We start from the raw sequence: 16,520 nt of genomic DNA, 5'->3' as shown, positions 1-16,520 counted from the left end.
ACCAATACTCACTTAAAAACCGTGATGCTCTGCCTTGTACTTATTTGTCTTAATGAGTTTTGCAAATACATAACCCCCTACTGCACCAGCAAGTAATTGCGCATAAAAACCCCAGCCTCTTGCGCCTGCAATAATAGTAATATTCATAATTGACTCAATAGCAATTAACGCCGTTGCAAACGCTACCACACCCGCAATTACAAATAATTGTACCCCCTGATTTTTAAGCTTTTTCGCAATAAACCAAGTCACTAAAAATGCAATACTCAATGCAATGGCTATAATAGCGCCGTAAGTGGGTAGTAATCCGAGCCAATCTTCAAAGGTTAAATTAACACGATCATTAAAGCCCACCACTACACCTACATTAACTAATTGATTGACAACGTATTGGCTATGAAACAAGCTAGCAAGAGTGAATGTAAGTAACCAAGAAACTAAAAATGAAGGGAGTGTACGTGTTAAAAACTGCATGGTTATCTCAACTTAAAATGAAACTTTTTCCTTACACTAGCAAAGGCTTGCAGGGTAAACAATCTCTACGTTGTATTACGCTACTCTCGCTTTTAACGTTTTCTTGTAACGTCAGTGCCGAGCTCCCAAAACAGCAATACACTACCAGCACCTTAGCAACAGATCTCAATTCACCATGGAGCATGGTTAAGCTCCCAAACAATACGTGGTTAGTTACAGAGCGTGATGGCCATGTTGTCATCATTAAAAACAACCAACAAAGCCGAGTTAAAATAAACTTCGAGGGCTTATACGTTGCAGGGCAAGGCGGTTTACTCGACATAGTGCTTTCGCCCAATTACAGTGAATCAAAAGAAATAATATTCACTTATGCCCAAGGTGAGCTTGATGCAAACAGACTCGTTATTGCCAAAGCTAAGTTTGATGGCGAGCAGTTTTCAGTACCAAAAGTTATTTATAAAGTTGCCACCGATAAGGGCACACCGCAGCATTACTCTGGCCGCGCGCTTGTACTGCCCGATAACAGCTTACTGTTTTCAAGTGGTGATGGCTTTGACTACCGCGAGCAAGCACAAGTTATAACCAGCCAATTAGGTAAAGTGCTACGAATTAATTTAAATGGCACTATTCCAACCGATAACCCGTTTATTAAACATAAAAACGCTAACGCGCATGCCATTTATTCACTTGGCCATCGGAACCTACAAGGTTTAGTATACGATGATGATACCAAGCAAATTATTAGTCACGAACACGGCCCCGCAGGCGGCGACGAGCTCAACTATTTAACAGCTGGCACCAATTACGGCTGGCCGGTAATCACTAACGGCGACGATTATTCACAAGCACGTATTTCCCCCTTTAGAGACTACCCCGGAATGGCTAAACCAACCGTAGATTGGACGCCTTCAATTGCGCCATCAGGCATGGCATATTATGGTTCTATGCATACAGCCTTCCCTTCACTGCAACGTCACGTGCTTATTACTACATTAGTCGATAAAAAGCTCTACAGTGTTAATTTAGCAGATGGTGAATACACCCAGTCGCATATTTTCCCAGAGGCTACAGGTAGGCTTAGAGATGTGTTTGTTACTGCTGAAGGTAATGTAGCGATATTAACGGATGGCAAAGAGGCAAAGCTGATGCTGGTAACGCCAAACTAGTCATTTATTTTAACGTATGAAAATCAAAAAATGACTGAGTTATTTGAATTGGTTGTTCTAATTGCGGGTAATGGCCTACCCCTTCTAGTTCAATAATATCTGGATTAATGATTAATTCGCGATAGCGTTTAACCATGTGGCGACCCGAAACGGGGTCGTCCATACCGCAAATTAAACGCATGGGTATTTCAGCGTGCTGTAAAGCGCCAACCCAACGAGCACGATGTAATTTACGCTCTGTGATGTAATAAATCAGTTTTGCCATTACTGGTTTACCCTGTTTGTATTCAATTAACTGCCACAATTCGTTTAGCTCTTTTTCAGCAAGTGGTATAGAACATATATTGTCAAAATTACGCTTAAAACTTTTATAGTTCGCAAGTTGCGACACAAATCCGCCAAGTGGACTAAGTAGCAGCTTTTGCAGTAATACCGGTTTATGTGTTTCAGGGAATAGCCCGCCGTTGAGAAAGCAGACGCTTTTTATTTTTATGGCATGTGGCTCATTTAAGTTGCTTCGAGCAAGTAGTTCCTGCGCTACCGTATCACCATAATCGTGGCTTAAAATATGCGCTGCTTTTACATTGAAAAGCTGTAAAAAATGAGTCAGTAAATCCGCTTGCATGCTAATGGTGTAACGACTATTTTTTGGTTTATCACTAAAACCAAAGCCCAGCATATCGAGGGTAAACACCTTAAAGTGCTGAGTTAGCGCAGACCATTGATTATGCCAATCCCAACTTGCAGTTGGATAACCATGAATCAGCAATAAACACGGCGTGCCCTCTTTCCCTTGCACATGATATGCAATGTCATGACCTTGAAATTGAAACGTCAATTGGCTCTTATGCCACGAAGCTAATGAGTCAGTGATTATTGTAGTGTTACTAATGACATTCATGACAATTTTGCTACTTTTATAGGGTTATAAACACATAAACTAAGTAACTACTTTAATTAACTTCTTAACTTGTGTCATCTAAATTAGAACTCTGGCCTTCGGCTTAACCAACCTACCTTTTAACGTAGGTCGGATAAGTGGCGAAGCCACGCCATCCGACAAAAATGATAAATTTACTTGAGACAACCCGACTTATCACGCTGTGCTTAATATGCAAAATAGCGGCTTAAATAAGTCGCTTTAATTACTCACAACCTGCTAACGGCTCTCTAATTGTCAGTGTATCAGTACCAAAGTCTAACAAAGCTTGGTATTTTCTAAAAAATGGAGAGCCTAATAATCCATGTATTATATTGTCACCACCAGCGGGTTGAACATGGTCTAGGTTTAGTGAAACAAACTCTGTACTTTCATACAAATGCCCTGCTAATTCAAATTTTAAAACGTCTATTAAGCCCATTTCGTGGTCGGCTGTACCTAAACCTGCGGCATTTTCTTCACTTAGTTTCTCTTGTATTCCAAGCTTTTCAATACATGCCCTATCTAAAACAGATGCACCCGCCGCTGTATCTAAAATTAAATTTACTTTATGTCCGTTTATTTTAGCTTGTATTATTTGATGACCTGTTTCTGTTACATCAAATTTCAAACTTGTGGTTTTGACTAATTCCATGAATGTTCCTTATTCTATATTTAGGTTGATTAATAGACACTATATTACAAACACTTATGAAAACAACCCACCTTATAAATAAGTAAACAAGTGGCGTTTCACTAACGCCTATATCGTAATTAAATATGCTGAAAATAACTCCCCCCAAACGCACAAAACTTATGTTGGCAAAGCAAAATTAATTCACAAAGAGGATAACAGGCGCTGTGCTTTTAGAGGAAAATAGCGGCTTGAATTAAGCCGCTTTGAGAAATTTAAGTGATGATGTCTGAAGTCAAGATTTGATCTCTTTGGTTTTTTAAGCGCCTTGTTAGATCTTTTCACCATTATATGCTGCTAAAATCTGATCAGTCATTGCTCTTGATTTAAGTGATTGCTTATCCTCAACATTTGCACCTGAACGATCTACGATTGCTACAGCTATTTGAAATAACTCAGTATATTTTCTTTCATCATTAAGCTTATCTATTATTGGATTACAATAACGCTCGCTTTTCTTCTGGCTATTTAATGGAGGGAAATCATCACTTGTAGCGATTAAAGGCACTAGCATTAACAGGTAGAATCTAATCTTTTTATATTTTTTATCAATAATCCCTGAGTTAAACAGTGAATCTAACCTATAAAAAGCTAAGCCCGACATATAGTATGGTGAAAACTGGTGGTCAGCTTCAAATAACTTTGAGCCAGGATTACCCATAGTTTTAACTAAGGTTCCTAAATAAGTAGTTACCATATGTGGGTTTTTACTAAACATTGATGAGAACGTTTTGATTTGATTAGCTATTGTAATAATCTTTCTTTTAATAACATTTCTATCAGAGTTGTATTCTTTAGCTCTTCTTTCGTAATACAGTCTCCCATCGCCAGTAATAGAAGCATAATAGTGTTGTAAGTTTTTTTGAAAATCTGACATCGCAGCTAATTGTTCTTTCTTTATCGCCGTTTGGTTGTTTGTCGAAACAGTTATCTGAGACTTAATGTCCTCATTATTGGTGACTATTAACCTTAAAGGTACATTGATATCATCAATGCCATCGTTATTCCTATTCTCATATAATACGTTACTAGTCTGACAACCATTTACAATTTGATAATCAGAAACAGTAATACTATTAGCAGATGTTTTAACTGAATCAGCCACAATAGTTACACCATTGTTTAAAACACTGAATAGTTCAGGTGTCCCATTATTTAATGTTTCATTAATATTACTATTAACTAAGTTCGCAACACCTTGAAAGTCTCTAACATTATCATCAAAGATGCTTTGTAGGTTTCCGTTGTCATCAATAAGTAACTTCCTCAACTCAGAAAATGGCAGTACACCATAAAATGACTGATCGATGCCCTCTATTTCAGGTAGTGTAATCTTATTGGCGAAAGTAAATTTTGAAGTAATTGGATTTTTAGTTTTCCTATATAATTTACCAAGATCATTCGCACCAATTACTTTTGGTTCAACCCTTTCGAAAAGGTTATAGCTCTCTAACTCTCTCTTTGAAGCATCTATTACAGCTAAAATGTTTTGATCTTCATTAACAACACCTGTAGTAACGTAGAACGTTTTACATATAGGGTTATCTTTAAAATCAGATGCCTGATCGAGAATATATTCAGATAACTCAGAATATTTTTTGATATCGTCGTTTCTAGCTAATTTAGGTTCTTCGGAAAAGAAATCACTTACACCAAAATAAAATCCATGCATTTCTTTAGTATCGAAACTTGAAGATGTTTTTGTCTGAATAAATAGGTATGTGACATCAAGAAAACCATTAGACTCAAGTAAGTGATCGACTTCGTCTGTATCTTCAACTAAATGACCATTTACAATAATAGCTAAGCCATCTATTCCTGTATCTGCACCTGCACCTACTGTTATTGTCTTAGCGTCGAATGTTTTATTATATTCATTTGACAATATTGAATAATTACAAAATAGTTCAAAATCGCTTGCTTCATCACTTTCCTGCATTTCTTGAGCTTGAAGAAAGTCCTGTAATAATTTTTTAGTTATTCTATCCATTTTATTTTTTACTACTCCATTATTGTCAATAAAAACCTAACAACTTTGTATCCGACATTTGTCGCTTTATAAACCGAAAAATGTCTAAATATTACAATTAATCTAATGTAACCAGCGAATAAGCACATGTAAACAATTAGTTACCTCTCACCTAAATTTACTGGATGCAGAAAAACACCAAAATGGTAGAGAACAGTAATATTGAACAAAAAATGTTGCGCGAATAAACAATAGAGGCAGGTTTATTATTTTTACTGACAAGTAGCGTAACTTAGACTTTTACTTTCGCCTTGAGCCTTTCTCCTTTTACCTTTTACCTTTACCCACAAAAAAACCGCTGTTCATAACAAACAGCGGCTTTCTTTATTAAAGCTAAAAACTGACAGCTTATAGCTGACAACTAAAACGTTACGCTTTACCAATCACTTCCAGTCCACCCATGTATGGGCGTAATACTTCTGGTACTACTACTGAGCCGTCGGCTTGTTGGTAGTTTTCTAGTATCGCAACTAGTGTACGCCCTACCGCTAAACCTGAACCGTTTAGTGTGTGTAAAAGCTCTGGTTTTTTAGCGCCTTCACGACGAAAACGAGCTTGCATACGGCGTGCTTGGAAATCAACCATGTTTGAACATGATGAAATTTCGCGGTACGTGTCTTGCGCTGGTAACCATACTTCTAAATCGTATGTTTTAGCTGCACCAAAGCCCATGTCGCCCATACATAAAATTACTTTGCGGTATGGTAATTCCAGCGCTTGAAGTATTTGTTCAGCATGGCCTGTTAGCTCTTCGAGTGCTTGCATTGAATCTTCTGGTTTTACAAGTTGTACTAGTTCAACTTTATCAAACTGATGCTGACGGATTAAACCGCGTGTATCGCGACCGTAGCTGCCTGCTTCACTTCTAAAACATGGCGTGTGCGCTGTTAAGCGAATTGGTAAATCGCTTTCTTCGTAAATTTCATCACGTGCGCTGTTTGTAAGCGGTACTTCTGCCGTAGGAATAAGGCTAAAGCCAGCTTGCTGCTCGCCATCATCATTCACTAGGCCTAATGTGTGGAATAAATCGCCGGCAAACTTAGGTAATTGGCTGGTGCCGTAAAGACTTGCACTATTAACTAAGTACGGTACATACATTTCTGTGTAGCCGTTTGTGTCTGTGTGGGTATCTAGCATGTATTGGGTAAGTGCTCGGTGCATACGTGCAACTTGGCCGCGCATTACGGTAAAACGTGCGCCACTAATTTTAACGCCCATTTCAAAGTCTAAGCCGTTTAGGTCTTGCCCTACGTCAACGTGGTCTTTAACTTCGAAATCGTATTTTTTAGGGGTGCCCCACGTTAAAATTTCTACGTTGTCGTCTTCGTCAGCGCCTTCTGGTACCGACTCATCCGGTAAATTTGGAATTGCTAAGGCAATTTGTTTAATTGCTTCTAACACTTCATCTTGTTCAGCTTTAGCTGCGTCTAATTCGCTGCCTAAGTTAGCAACTGCGTCTAGCAATGGCTGCGCATCTTCGCCTTTTGCTTTTGCTTGACCAATGGCTTTAGCACTGGCGTTACGTTGACTTTGAAGTTCTTGCGTTTTTACTTGTAATGTTTTGCGTTTTTCTTCAAGTTCAGTCACTACCGCTACATCTAGCTCATAACCACGTGCGGCTAAACGTGCTGCAGTTTGTTCGACATCTTGACGTAAATATTTAGAATCTAACATGTTAGTTTTTTAACCTTTTTGCATTACTAGCTGAAGGCCCAGCCAAGCCATAAAAATACACACCATCACGTTTAAGATGATATTGAGGGCCATTTTAATAAAGTGACCTTGTTGTAATAACAACAACGAATCCATTGAGAATGTTGAAAAGGTGGTTAACGCACCTAAAAAGCCAATTCCGATGAGGGTTTTAGCGGGACTCACGGCAATAACCTGCTTATCTATTAAACCGTACAAAATGCCCATCAACAATGAACCCAGAATATTAACCGTCAACGTGCCAAAAGGGAATCCCCTACCGAGGAGTTTTAGCATGGTTTCGTTAATAAAAAACCGTAAACAGGCTCCTGACGCTCCGCCAAGAGCGATCATCATGTAAAGTTTAATCATGCTCATAACGTTTTACTGGGCTTTGTGCGTCGCGCTCTTTTAAATAATCGAGCTTTTGTTTAATTTTTTGCTCAAGTCCACGATCACTTGGCTGGTAATATTGTTTGCCATCCATTTCTGGCGGTAGGTATTTTTCGCCAGCAGCAAATGCGCCTTCTTCGTTATGCGCATAACGATACTCTGCGCCATACCCTAAGTCTTTCATTAAATTGGTGGGAGCATTGCGTAAATGCTCTGGCACCGGGTAGCTTGGTTGATTTTTAGCATCGTCTTTGGCTTGGTTAAACGCCATATAAACCGCATTGCTTTTAGGCGCGCTGGCTAAGTATAAGGTGGCTTGTGCAATTGCGCGTTCACCTTCGCTTGGGCCAACTCGTTGGAATATATCCCATGCGTTTAAAGCCACTTCCATCGCTCGCGGATCGGCGTTGCCTATGTCTTCTGTGGCAATTGCTAATAAACGTCTTGCAACGTAAAGCGGGTCGCCGCCACCGGCTAATATTCGGCAGTACCAATAAAGCGCGCCATCGGGCGAACTGCCTCGCACTGATTTATGAAACGCCGAAATTAAATCGTAAAATTCATCGCCGCCTTTATCATACTTGGCTAAATGCGTAGGGAGTACTTGGCTGAGTACCTGTTCGTCAACATGAAATTGGCCGTTTTGCTCAGTGGTTAAATCGACTGCTTGTTCGAGTAAATTAAGTACTTTACGAGCATCGCCACCACTTGCTTGGCATAGCGCCTGTTTGGCGTTATCTGCAATCACGATATGTTTTTGGCTTAATTGCTCGTCCTGCTTAAGTGCACGCTCTATTACCGTGTATAAATCGCTTTCCTGCAAAGATTTTAAAACATACACCCTTGCACGAGACAAAATCGCATTATTAAGCGCAAACGAGGGGTTTTCGGTGGTGGCACCAACAAATATAAAAGTGCCATCTTCAATATGCGGTAAAAACGCATCTTGCTGAGATTTATTAAAGCGGTGTACTTCATCAACAAACATTAAAGTGCGCTGACCACGGCTTTGTAGGTTATCGCGAGCTTGGGTTACGCTATCGCGTATATCTTTCACCCCAGCGGTTACCGCCGACATTTGAATTAGTTCAGCGTCGGCATGGTTGGCAATAATTTGCGCCAGCGTAGTTTTACCTACCCCTGGGGGGCCCCATAAAATTAAGCTATGGCAGCGCCCTGCAACAATGGCTTGATGCAGCGGTTTGTCGCTACTTAGTAAATGTTGCTGCCCTATGTAATCGTTAAGCGATAAAGGGCGCATACGCGCAGCGAGTGGGCGCACATCGGGCCCAAAGTTAAAACCTAAATTACTCACCGTTACTCTGATCGTCTATTTCTACACCCGCTGGCGGGGTAAATTCAAAAGTTGTTTTATCAAGCTCAGTATTAACCTGTGCATTGCTAAATGTAAACGCAGATAGCTGGCCTGAGTTATCTTTAACCACCAGTTTTGCAAGCCCCTGCTCGTTATCAGCAAAAGTAATATCAAGCTGCTCTACTTGGCTTTCAACGCCTTTATTTGGGGTAATGCTAAAGCCTAAGTTAGTAGCGAGCACGCTGTATTTTTCCCATTGCGCAGGGTCTTTAGAGGTGAGCAATATAAACGGTGTAGAGTCAATTAAACCGCTGGTTTTCATAATAGTTACTTGCTCAGCAAAGCTATCAAAGTAATAGGTTTTATCACCGTTTGACACAAATAAGGTGTCGTCTGGGTTAGTTTGCTGCCAGCGGATCATTAAAGGCTGTTGCAGCGCAATATTACCTTGACCTTGCATTACCAGTTGGCCTTCACCGTCGGTTACGTTTTGTTTAAATTGTGCTTTAAAGCTTTTTAAGGTCGATAACTTGTCTTGTAATGCTTGGCTGTCGTCAGCAAAGCTGGGCATCGTCATTAAACTGCCCAATACCAATAATAAACTGTTTAATTTTTTCATTAATTTGCTCCATTAGGTACTAATACATCGCGCGCGCCGTTGTGTCCTGGTGCACTCACGATACCTGATGTTTCCATTTGTTCTACTAATCGTGCAGCACGGTTATAGCCTACACGTAATTTACGTTGCACTGATGATACCGATACTTTACCGGTTTCTATTACAAAGGCGACCGCTTCGTCGTATAACGGATCTGACTCTTCATCGCCATTTTCACTGGCTTCCCCTGGTAATAGAATATCTTCCGTGGCATCGCCATTTAAAATCTCGTCTATGTAATTTGGTTTAGCACGGGCTTTCCAATCGTTTACCACAGCATGTACTTCATGGTCGTCTACAAACGCGCCATGCACACGCTCAGGTACACTGGTACCTGGCGGTAAATAAAGCATGTCACCCATGCCTAATAAATTTTCTGCGCCTTGTTGATCAAGTATGGTGCGCGAGTCTATTTTACTTGATACCTGAAACGCCATACGTGTAGGTATATTCGCTTTAATTAAACCGGTTATTACATCAACCGACGGACGCTGCGTTGCCAAAATTAAATGGATACCCGCAGCACGCGCTTTTTGCGCTATACGGGCAATTAACTCTTCAACTTTTTTACCTACAATCATCATCATGTCGGCAAATTCGTCAATAACCACCACTATGCTAGGTAACTTATCTAGCTCATCAGGGCCCTCTTTCATACCATCGGTGTCTTTAAATAATGGATCCATAATTGGGTAGCCCGCTTCTTTGGCTTCCATTACTTTTTGGTTGTACCCTTTTAAGTTACGCACACCCAAAGCCGACATCAGCTTATAGCGGCGTTCCATTTCACCTACACACCAACGCAGCGCGTTGGCGGCTTCTTTCATGTCGGTGACAACTTCACACAATAAATGCGGAATGCCTTCGTATACTGAAAGCTCAAGCATTTTCGGGTCAATCATGATCATACGAACATCTTCAGGGCCCGATTTATACAGTAAGCTTAATATCATTACATTAACGCCCACTGACTTACCTGAACCTGTTGTACCGGCCACTAATAAATGTGGCATTTTACCTAAGTCGGCACACACAGGTTGCCCTGCAATGTCTTTACCTAGCACCATGGTTAACGGCGATGGGTTTTGCTCAAACTTAGGTGCGTTTATCACTTCTGACAAACGTACAATTTCACGGTATTTATTAGGCAGCTCAATACCGATATAGGTTTTACCCGGAATAACTTCAACCACTCGCACACTAATTGCCGATAGCGAGCGGGCTAAATCTTTTGACAGCCCAGTAATTTTAGACACTTTAATACCCGGTGCTAAATCAAGCTCAAAACGAGTAACAACGGGCCCGGGGTAAACTCCAACCACAGTGGCTTGTACGTTAAAATCGAGTAGTTTTGTTTCTACAAGGCGCGATACGCTATCGAGCTCTTCTTGCGAAATTGGGTTTTTTGCTTTGTCGGGTCTGTCGAGTAAATCCAATGATGGCAATGGCCCCGGAGGTGGCTCTTGCTCTAATAATTGCTCAAACTTCTCTTTGGCAGTTGGCGGCGGTTGAAATCCTGATTTAGGCTTGTTAATTGGCCTTGCTGGTGAAACCACGGTTGTAGCTGGTTTTTCAGGTTCAACCACTGGGCTTTGATCGAGCGCATTAAGTGCTGCTTCTGTGTCCATAGGTTCATCGTCTATGGCGCTAAAACTAATTTCTTGATCGAGTATTTGGTCAAGCTCGTCAAACGGCATAAACTCGTCGTCTTGCGGCGCGTTTACTTTAGTTGTTGGTTTGTCGAGTGCTTTTGGTTTGTCTGCTGTTTTATTAGCAAGCTCAGGTTCTTGTTGGCGTGTGTCGTCTTCAAAATAGGCATCGGGTTGCTCGTCTTGAACTTTACCTGCAATGCGTTCACGCTGCATCCAGCCTCGGGCATAGGTTACCAAAAAGCGGTATAATCTAACAATTAAGTCACCCAAGTAATCAACAAATTGTACCCACGACACACCCGTTAATAAGGTTAATCCTGCAAAAAAGAAACACAGCAGTAAAATAGAGGTGCCGGTAAAATTAAACGCAGGCATCATCGCCGATGCAATCACATCGCCCACTACCCCACCGGATGAAAAATTATAAATATCGTCAAAATTAATACTGCTGATAGCAGTTGCTGAGGTAATAAACAGCGCAAAGCCAATAATGCGTAATCCAAGTGTGGTGTAATCAAGTTGTAAAATACGGTGTGGCTGCTTAAATACCAGGTAACCTAGCAGCTGAATAGCCGCTGGTACAAAATAGGCAAGCCAACCAAAAGTGAGCAATAGTATGTCGGCCACCCACGCGCCCGCTGTACCCGTTATATTTTGTACATTGGTAAATTCACCGGTTTGCGACCAAGCAGGATCGGCAGGATGAAAACTAATTAAAGCACATAAAATAAATACCGCTGCAAAGGTGCTGACGATGAGCCCCGTTTCTAATAGTCTTTGTACACCGTTTAGGCGCATAATTACCTATCCCTCATTATTATTTTTTACACTCACTTGGCAATAGAATACCTTAGCAGGAAATGTATTTTGATGCACTTTATCTTAACCATGATGGCCTGATTATGAACAAGTTTTTATTATTTAATCGGCTTTTTCTTAAGCCAAGCAAAATTGACTGCGACAATAAAAGTATTTTAAAGGCTGTTACTCTATCATTAAGCAACAAAAGGACGAATAACAACGCCCTCTTCACCCTTTACTTCTTCCATGACTACATAGGTGCGGCTTTCACTAACATTGGGCAGCTTTAATAATATATCACCGAGCACGCCGCGGTATTCTGACATATCGTTAACCCGGGTTTTTAATAAAAAGTCGAAATTACCTGATACCAAATGACATTCTATAATTTCTTCATGCTTTCTAACAGCAGCACTAAACTCTTCAAATACGTCGGGCGATGTTTTGGTAATGGTTACTTCTACATACACAGAAAGCCCTTGACCAAGCTTGGCGGGATCAACCACTGCTTTGTAGCCTAAAATATAACCTTCTCGTTCAAGCTTTTTCACTCGCTCTAGACAGGGCGTGGCGCTTAGGCCAACTCGTCGGGCCAGTTCAACATTTGACAGGCGGCCATCAAGTTGTAATTCGACTAAAATTTTGCGATCAATACGGTCTAATAAGTTATGCATGGCTTTTTAGTTTTTTATTCTAATAAAATTAATTTTACAGATACTAACACTACAAAGAGCTTAAAAAAAGGTGGGACACACTACCCTAGCATGAATATAATAGTGAAAAATTTTTATCCCGTTCTAACAAGGCAAAATTATGATTATTGGTGTACCTAAAGAAATTAAAAACCATGAGTACCGTGTAGGTATGGTTCCTGCTAGTGTTCGCGAACTTGTAAATCACGGCCACCAAGTGATTGTTGAAACGAATGCTGGTATGGGCATTGGTTTTACAAATGATGATTATGTTCAAGCAGGCGCTGAAATTTTAGAAACAGCTGCTGATGTTTTTGCAAAAGCAGAAATGATCATCAAGGTAAAAGAGCCACAAGCTGTTGAACGTGCAATGTTACGTGAAGACCAAATTCTTTTCACTTACCTTCACCTTGCACCGGATCTTCCACAAACTGAAGACCTTGTTAAAAGTAAAGCAATCTGTATTGCTTATGAAACTGTGACTGATTCACGCGGTGGTTTACCACTTTTAGCGCCAATGAGTGAAGTTGCTGGCCGTATGTCTATTCAAGCAGGTGCACAAGCGCTAGAAAAAGCAAACCACGGTCGTGGTATGTTGCTAGGTGGTGTACCAGGTGTTGAGCCAGCTAAAGTAGTTGTTATTGGCGGCGGCATGGTTGGTCGTAGCGCTGCACAAATGGCCGTTGGCTTAGGTGCTGAGGTTGTTGTACTTGACCGTAACATCGATGTATTACGTGCACTAGACGCACAGTTTGGTAATAAAGTTAAAGCTATTTACTCAACAGCTGACGCGCTTGAAAAGCACGTACTTGAAGCTGATCTAGTAATTGGTGGCGTACTTATCCCGGGTGCTGCTGCACCTAAGCTAGTGACTGCTGAACACATTAAAGCAATGAAGCCAGGTGCTGCCATTGTTGATGTTGCGATTGACCAAGGTGGTTGTATTGCTACGTCTAAAGCAACTACGCACGCTGATCCTACTTTCATCGTTGATGAAGTTGTTCACTACTGTGTTGCTAACATGCCAGGTGCTGTTCCACGTACATCTACGTTTGCACTTAACAATGCAACATTGCCGTTCATTATTAACCTTGCAAACAAAGGTTACAAAAAGGCACTACTAGATGACGCTCACTTCTTAAAAGGCTTAAACGTAATTAAAGGCCAAGTAACTTACAAAGAAGTAGCTGAAGCGTTCAACATGGAATATGTTGACCCACGCACTGCAGTAGAAAACGCGTAACTGTTATTGTTACCGCTTATACCTAAGCCATAATTTAGGTATAAGCATTAAAAAAGCAGCTAATTAGCTGCTTTTTTTGTATCTAAATTTTAGGGTCTGTGGTCAACAGACCCTAATGTTATATAAATCGTTTAATAATAAAGTCGACTTTTACGCGCTTAGCTTGACCAAGCAGTTTTTTCACCGGCTGCGGGTAATCGTCCATGGTTTCTAAATCATCAGGCCCAGTTAAACGGCGACAATGCTTTAAAATTTCTTGGCGTTCATTATCAATATCGCGCATTATCGTTTGCTCAGGATCTTCTATCAGAATGCCATTTTCGATATCTAGCCCCCACGCGCGCGGATTTAGGTTATGCCCACTAAGTAAATGCACTTTACGGTCACAGCAAATCCCTTTTAGATGAAACGAGTTACTCTCGTGTTTCCAAAGGTATACGTTTAAGTTGCCATTATCTATGTGGCGTTTTTGCGATTTTACAAACTTATGTAAAATAGTTTCGTATAAATACGGTAACGCACCAATTTTACTAAATGGCTCGCTAGGTGGTAGGTAAAAATCGTTTGCGGTTTTATCGCCCACCACAATAGTTACTTGTTTACCTTGCTTTAATAAGCGACGCAAAGAGCGCATTAAAGGAGCCGGAAAATTAAAATACGGCGTGTATAACACCAACTCTTGCTCGGTAGTATCAAACAGCGCTTTAATTAAGCGATTAAGTTCGTTATTACGACGGCCTAAACCCAAAAACAAACGAATGCCCATTGCATGAGTATTCAATTGTTGCGCACTTTTATAGCTTGCCGATTTAAGCTCACGCATAAGTTGCTTTTGTTCAAGCTTAAAGTCAGCCATGCGTTTAAGCGGTCGTTGATCAATTCTTGGAACCGCTTCAGAGCTTAATAAAGTTGATTCAATAAAATCGACCACTGAGTCACATAATTCGCTTTGCGAGACTAAAAAGTAGCGATCGAGTCGGTATCGGTCGCTATATTGCAAATACACATTATTTAAACTGGCACCGCTGTAGAGCAATGTGTCGTCTATAACAAAGCCTTTTAAATGCAATACCCCAAACAGTTCTTTGGCTTTTACGGGAACACCATACACTTGAACGTTTGAATTAAACTTCTCTAAGCTGTCGCAATATAAGCTTGCATTGCCCTCTGACTTTTCTGCACCAATTAAACCGCGTTGGGCGCGATGAAAATCAACCAGTACTTTAATTTCAAGCGAAGGGTTAGCTAACGATGCACTGTGTAGTGCGGCTAATATTTCACGACCCGCTTCATCATCTTGTAAGTAAAGTGTGGTGATATAAATTCGTTTTTTTGCGTTGGCAATTAAATCTAACAATTGCGTACGGTATTCTTGCGCATTGGTTAAGACGTTAACGTCTTTTGAAGTCAACCCAAATGCGGGTTTCTCTTGCCAAAATAACATAGTTGCCTATTCACTTAGGTCACATAATTAAGCAGTGACAAATCAAAATTAGTTAAAAGATAACAAAAAAAATCAGGCTGGTCATGAATTAACGTCGTTTTATTGGCTAACAGTCTATTTATTAGGCGGGCGCTGCCTTTAATGCATTTACTAGTACACATTAATGAACAGCTTTGTAATTTGCGAAAAAAAATAATCTCATCTTTTATTTACTTCCTGCTTGTTTTTCTTAGAATCGGGCGCATTAAAACCGTATTAAACGTTTAGGAAAAGATCATGACTGAAGCAAAACATTGTAAGTTACTTATTTTAGGTTCGGGCCCTGCTGGCTACACAGCCGCGGTTTACGCTGCACGTGCTAATTTAAACCCTGTTTTAATTACAGGTATTCAACAAGGTGGCCAGCTAACAACCACCACTGAAGTTGAAAACTGGCCTGGCGATGCACACGGTTTAACCGGCCCTGCATTAATGGATCGTATGAAAGAGCATGCAGAACGCTTTGAAACTGAAATTGTGTTCGATCACATCAACAAAGTTGACGTATCTAAGCGCCCTTTCACACTAACCGGTGACCAAGGTACCTACACATGTGATGCTTTAATTATTGCAACCGGTGCCTCTGCGAAATATTTAGGCTTAGAGTCTGAGACTAATTTCCAAGGCCGTGGTGTTTCTGCTTGTGCAACCTGTGACGGCTTTTTCTATAAAGGTCAAAAAGTAGCGGTTGTTGGTGGTGGTAATACAGCAGTTGAAGAAGCGTTATACCTGTCTAACATTGCTGATGAAGTTCATGTTATCCACCGTCGTGACAGTTTCCGTAGTGAAAAAATTCTTGCTGACCGCCTTGCTGAAAAAGCTGCGAACGGTAATGTTGTAATGCACTACAACCGTACACTTGATGAAGTGCTTGGTGACCAAATGGGTGTGACCGGCGTTCGCATCAAAGATGTGGCATCAGATGCTACTGAAGAACTTGATTTAGCGGGTGTGTTCATTGCCATTGGCCATAAGCCAAACACCGATATGTTTGAAGGTCAGCTAGAAATGAAAGACGGCTACCTAGTGGTTGAATCTGGTCTTAACGGTAATGCAACCCAAACCAGTGTGCCAGGCGTATTTGCTGCCGGTGATGTATCTGACCATATTTACCGTCAAGCGATTACCTCTGCCGGTACTGGCTGTATGGCTGCACTTGATGCAGAACGCTTTTTAGATAATCTGTAATTTAGAATCTAAATTAAAAAAGGGCTGAATTTTCAGCCCTTTTTTATGCCCAAACATAACTGTACTCACACCAAAATTCATTGTACTTATAATTGAAATTAGTTTTATTTATACAATTAAT

At 40.6% G+C, this 16,520-nt stretch carries 14 protein-coding genes; 3 read left to right on the top strand and 11 right to left on the bottom strand.

The annotated features are described in order from the left end of the window. Window positions 1-12: 12 nt before the first annotated feature. On the bottom strand, window positions 13-474 hold the full coding sequence (locus AC27JR_RS09760) for a hypothetical protein (protein ID WP_487173456.1): 462 nt from the start codon (window positions 472-474) through the stop codon (window positions 13-15). Here AC27JR_RS09760 and AC27JR_RS09755 point away from each other — a divergent pair. Further along, window positions 459-1,640, top strand: a complete 1,182-nt coding sequence (locus AC27JR_RS09755) for a PQQ-dependent sugar dehydrogenase (RefSeq protein WP_487173455.1) — start codon at window positions 459-461, stop codon at window positions 1,638-1,640. The two genes, AC27JR_RS09760 and AC27JR_RS09755, sit on opposite strands and share 16 nt — an antisense overlap. A gap of 4 nt (window positions 1,641-1,644) precedes the next feature. On the opposite strand, the gene AC27JR_RS09750 is transcribed toward AC27JR_RS09755, so the two are convergent. The 9 genes from AC27JR_RS09750 to lrp form a co-directional block, all read right to left on the bottom strand. Next, window positions 1,645-2,478 (bottom strand): alpha/beta fold hydrolase, encoded by an 834-nt coding sequence (locus AC27JR_RS09750; RefSeq protein ID WP_487173454.1) that lies wholly within the window; start codon window positions 2,476-2,478, stop codon window positions 1,645-1,647. A gap of 307 nt (window positions 2,479-2,785) precedes the next feature. Then, window positions 2,786-3,214 (bottom strand): aspartyl protease family protein, encoded by a 429-nt coding sequence (locus AC27JR_RS09745; RefSeq protein ID WP_487173453.1) that lies wholly within the window; start codon window positions 3,212-3,214, stop codon window positions 2,786-2,788. Between the two features lie 310 nt (window positions 3,215-3,524). Further along, the gene (locus AC27JR_RS09740) at window positions 3,525-5,243 is read right to left on the bottom strand and encodes an AIPR family protein (RefSeq protein WP_487173452.1); all 1,719 of its coding nucleotides are present in this window, start codon (window positions 5,241-5,243) and stop codon (window positions 3,525-3,527) included. Window positions 5,244-5,651: 408 nt separating this feature from the next. Continuing rightward, complete coding sequence (serS, locus tag AC27JR_RS09735; RefSeq protein ID WP_008110064.1) at window positions 5,652-6,956, bottom strand: serine--tRNA ligase; 1,305 nt, start codon at window positions 6,954-6,956, stop codon at window positions 5,652-5,654. Window positions 6,957-6,965: 9 nt separating this feature from the next. After that, the gene (gene crcB, locus AC27JR_RS09730; protein ID WP_372860073.1) at window positions 6,966-7,346 is read right to left on the bottom strand and encodes a fluoride efflux transporter CrcB; all 381 of its coding nucleotides are present in this window, start codon (window positions 7,344-7,346) and stop codon (window positions 6,966-6,968) included. Continuing rightward, complete coding sequence (locus AC27JR_RS09725; protein WP_138604907.1) at window positions 7,339-8,682, bottom strand: replication-associated recombination protein A; 1,344 nt, start codon at window positions 8,680-8,682, stop codon at window positions 7,339-7,341. The genes crcB and AC27JR_RS09725 overlap by 8 nt, the downstream gene beginning before the upstream one ends. Continuing rightward, window positions 8,675-9,301, bottom strand: a complete 627-nt coding sequence (gene lolA, locus AC27JR_RS09720; RefSeq protein WP_487173451.1) for an outer membrane lipoprotein periplasmic chaperone LolA — start codon at window positions 9,299-9,301, stop codon at window positions 8,675-8,677. The genes AC27JR_RS09725 and lolA overlap by 8 nt, the downstream gene beginning before the upstream one ends. Further along, on the bottom strand, window positions 9,301-11,790 hold the full coding sequence (locus AC27JR_RS09715; protein WP_076920395.1) for a DNA translocase FtsK: 2,490 nt from the start codon (window positions 11,788-11,790) through the stop codon (window positions 9,301-9,303). Before AC27JR_RS09715 ends, lolA begins: the two co-directional genes overlap by 1 nt. Window positions 11,791-11,987: 197 nt before the next feature. Continuing rightward, a complete protein-coding gene (lrp, locus tag AC27JR_RS09710; RefSeq protein WP_008110073.1) occupies window positions 11,988-12,467 on the bottom strand; it encodes a leucine-responsive transcriptional regulator Lrp in 480 nt (159 codons plus the stop codon). Between the two features lie 139 nt (window positions 12,468-12,606). Between lrp and ald the strand changes: the two genes are divergently transcribed. Then, window positions 12,607-13,728 (top strand): alanine dehydrogenase, encoded by a 1,122-nt coding sequence (gene ald / locus AC27JR_RS09705; RefSeq protein WP_008110075.1) that lies wholly within the window; start codon window positions 12,607-12,609, stop codon window positions 13,726-13,728. A gap of 118 nt (window positions 13,729-13,846) precedes the next feature. On the opposite strand, the gene pssA is transcribed toward ald, so the two are convergent. Beyond that, window positions 13,847-15,172 carry a CDP-diacylglycerol--serine O-phosphatidyltransferase gene (pssA, locus tag AC27JR_RS09700; RefSeq protein ID WP_487173450.1) on the bottom strand — a complete coding sequence of 442 codons (1,326 nt, stop codon included), beginning with the start codon at window positions 15,170-15,172 and terminating at the stop codon, window positions 13,847-13,849. Between the two features lie 276 nt (window positions 15,173-15,448). On the opposite strand from pssA, the gene trxB reads away from it, so the two are divergent. Next, entirely contained in the window at window positions 15,449-16,399 is a 951-nt protein-coding gene (gene trxB / locus AC27JR_RS09695) for a thioredoxin-disulfide reductase (RefSeq protein WP_008110078.1), read from the top strand. Window positions 16,400-16,520 lie beyond the last annotated feature (121 nt).

It is taken from the genome of Pseudoalteromonas sp. NH0006-26, assembly GCF_057552415.1.
Note: the sequence above shows the minus strand (reverse complement) of the source record. Positions and strands in the feature narration are given on the sequence as shown.

Excerpts from the sequence above, each read along its gene's own strand:
- crcB (WP_372860073.1), bottom strand. The coding sequence starts at position 7,346 with ATGATTAAACTTTACATGATGATCGCTCTTGGCGGAGCGTCAGGAGCC.
- ald (WP_008110075.1), top strand. The coding sequence starts at position 12,607 with ATGATTATTGGTGTACCTAAAGAAATTAAAAACCATGAGTACCGTGTA.
- pssA (WP_487173450.1), bottom strand. The coding sequence starts at position 15,172 with ATGTTATTTTGGCAAGAGAAACCCGCATTTGGGTTGACTTCAAAAGAC.
- lrp (WP_008110073.1), bottom strand. The coding sequence starts at position 12,467 with ATGCATAACTTATTAGACCGTATTGATCGCAAAATTTTAGTCGAATTA.
- AC27JR_RS09740 (WP_487173452.1), bottom strand. The coding sequence starts at position 5,243 with ATGGATAGAATAACTAAAAAATTATTACAGGACTTTCTTCAAGCTCAA.
- lolA (WP_487173451.1), bottom strand. The coding sequence starts at position 9,301 with ATGAAAAAATTAAACAGTTTATTATTGGTATTGGGCAGTTTAATGACG.
- serS (WP_008110064.1), bottom strand. The coding sequence starts at position 6,956 with ATGTTAGATTCTAAATATTTACGTCAAGATGTCGAACAAACTGCAGCA.
- AC27JR_RS09760 (WP_487173456.1), bottom strand. The coding sequence starts at position 474 with ATGCAGTTTTTAACACGTACACTCCCTTCATTTTTAGTTTCTTGGTTA.
- AC27JR_RS09745 (WP_487173453.1), bottom strand. The coding sequence starts at position 3,214 with ATGGAATTAGTCAAAACCACAAGTTTGAAATTTGATGTAACAGAAACA.
- trxB (WP_008110078.1), top strand. The coding sequence starts at position 15,449 with ATGACTGAAGCAAAACATTGTAAGTTACTTATTTTAGGTTCGGGCCCT.
- AC27JR_RS09715 (WP_076920395.1), bottom strand. The coding sequence starts at position 11,790 with ATGCGCCTAAACGGTGTACAAAGACTATTAGAAACGGGGCTCATCGTC.